The sequence below is a fragment of the Anaerococcus sp. NML200537 genome, assembly GCF_026131715.1.
In the GTDB taxonomy this organism is placed as follows: Bacteria; Bacillota; Clostridia; order Tissierellales; family Peptoniphilaceae; genus Anaerococcus; species Anaerococcus kampingae.
This window is the reverse complement of the sequence record NZ_JAMXSL010000071.1, coordinates 1-2,124: the sequence shown is the minus strand read 5'-3', so window position 1 is coordinate 2,124 and position 2,124 is coordinate 1. Positions and strand designations below refer to the sequence as shown.

Here is a 2,124-nt window from a genome sequence, read left to right as displayed (position 1 = left end):
AGCTGGAGCTTGAGAAAATTTGCAAGCTCCAGCTTATTTTTAATCTTTAATAGTAGTGCCTGAGTCGTCAGGATTATTGGTATTTAGGATTTTAATAGTAATATTTTTATTCATAACAGGCCTAATGGCGTCTTCTTGATAGACTCCAGCACCGGACTTAATAATTTTTTGCAAGCCCTTATAATCTAGTTTTTCGATTTTTTGGGCATTCTTATCCCTTTTAGGGTCAGCTGTCATTATACCAGATACGTCAGTCCAGTTTTCATAAACAGAAGAATCAAGGGCAGCGGCAAGAATTGACCCGGTATAATCTGATCCACCCCTCTTAAAAGTTTTAATCTGACCATCCTTACTTCCATAAAAACCAGGAACAACGACCTTCATTCCATCTTTAATACTGGCCCTTATAATCTTAAAGGTCCTTTCGATATCAATATCCTCATCATCAAAGAAAATTAAATCCTTCGCATCGAAAAAGTCATAGCCTAAAAAATTTGCGAGGATTTTGGCATTTAAGTATTCACCCCTAGATAGATTGAAATCACGATTTAAGGAGAAGGCAACTTCTGCAAGGCTTTGGTCAATTTCATTTTTAAGGAAATCGTCTAAATTCAAATCATCAATTATTTCATAGAAACGATCCTTAATCTTATCATTAATTTTGTACTTTTCTTCTCTTTTTATATATATTTCCTTATTGAGTTCTTTAATTTTTTCCTCAAGAGCCCTAATTTGTTCATTAGAATCAGAAATTTTTACCAAAAGATCAGTAACCTTAATATCATAAGGGTCTCGCTTTCCTGGCGCAGACACAACGATTACATTCCTATCATCCTTGCTATTGATAATATCCTTAACTCTTTCAAACTGACCGGCATCAGATAGGGAAGAGCCACCAAATTTCGAAACAGATTTTTCTTCAATACTCTCAAGTCTATAAGGTGTATTTTGATAAACAGCATAGTTAATCCAATTTGAGAAAAATAAGGAAGCTGCTGATTTCCAACTCATATTAATCTTATTAGTACCTTCAAAATAATAATTGACCGGTCTATTAGGATTAAGACCTCTTTCTAGATCCCTTAGGTATTCATTATTAAGTGTATCTTTATTATATTCAAGGTGGCCAAGTGAAAAAATAAACCTATTATCAGAACTTGTAGCAAGACAGAGCCCAACCTCATCAGATGAAGCAAGGACATCTAAGTCATCAATGTCGTCCAAATCTTTAGGGTCAACTCCTTTATATCGAGAATGGGGAACATTGTATAAGTCATCAAAGCCATCAAGAAGCCTTGAATTGCTGTTTTTAATAAAAGGATAAACTCCACATAGTTTTTCATTAAAAGAAAAGCTATCGACATCATAAAAGTAATTAAGGGCAGCAAGAGAAGCCCAGCAGATAAAAATAGTAGAATAGACATTTTCTCTGGCATAATCAAAAATTTTAGTAAGCTCATCCCAATATTTAATATCCTTATAGTCAATATTTTCAATAGGGGCACCAGTAATAATCATGCCATCATACTTGGTATCTTTAATATCATCATAAGACTTATAAAGCTTATTGAGCCTATTAAGGTCTGTGTGTTTGTTTTCATATGTAGTAGTCCTAATAAAATCAACCTCAATTTGAAGAGCATGAGCAGAAATAAGTTTAAGCAAATCAATCTCAGTTTCCTCCTTATTAGGCATAAGATTGACAATAGCAATCTTAAGAGGTCTTATATCCTGGTTACTAGCCCTCATTGGATTGATAGCAAAAATATTTTCTTCTTGCAAAACCTCTTCTTTAATAAAATCTTCGGATAAAATAACTGGCATAAATCCTCCTATAATAAAAAAAAGCCTTCGACCAAAGGACGAAGACTCGTGTTACCACCTTATTTTACTATTATCTCACGATAACAGACTTAGTAGGTATCAAACAATACCATCTGCTGTAAGGGGCATACCCCTAGCTGGCTAAAAATTCACCAACTAACAAAAAAGACCATCTTCACTTAAAAGGAATCTACTTATTTCACCACAACTAAGCTCTCTTTAATCATCCTATATAAGCTACTCTTCTTTATATAAGCAATATAAACTTATTAATATATTTAAAAATATATTACCATAAGC

Annotated in this window: 1 protein-coding gene; it reads right to left on the bottom strand. The window is 33.3% G+C overall.

The window, feature by feature from the left end; genetic code table 11:
- Nucleotides 1-39 precede the first annotated feature (39 nt).
- Entirely contained in the window at nucleotides 40-1,824 is a 1,785-nt protein-coding gene (locus NH288_RS11285) for a homoserine O-acetyltransferase/O-succinyltransferase family protein (RefSeq protein WP_265215392.1), read from the bottom strand.
- Between the last annotated feature and the right edge of the window lie 300 nt (nucleotides 1,825-2,124).

Excerpts from the sequence above, each read along its gene's own strand:
- NH288_RS11285 (WP_265215392.1), bottom strand. The coding sequence starts at position 1,824 with ATGCCAGTTATTTTATCCGAAGATTTTATTAAAGAAGAGGTTTTGCAA.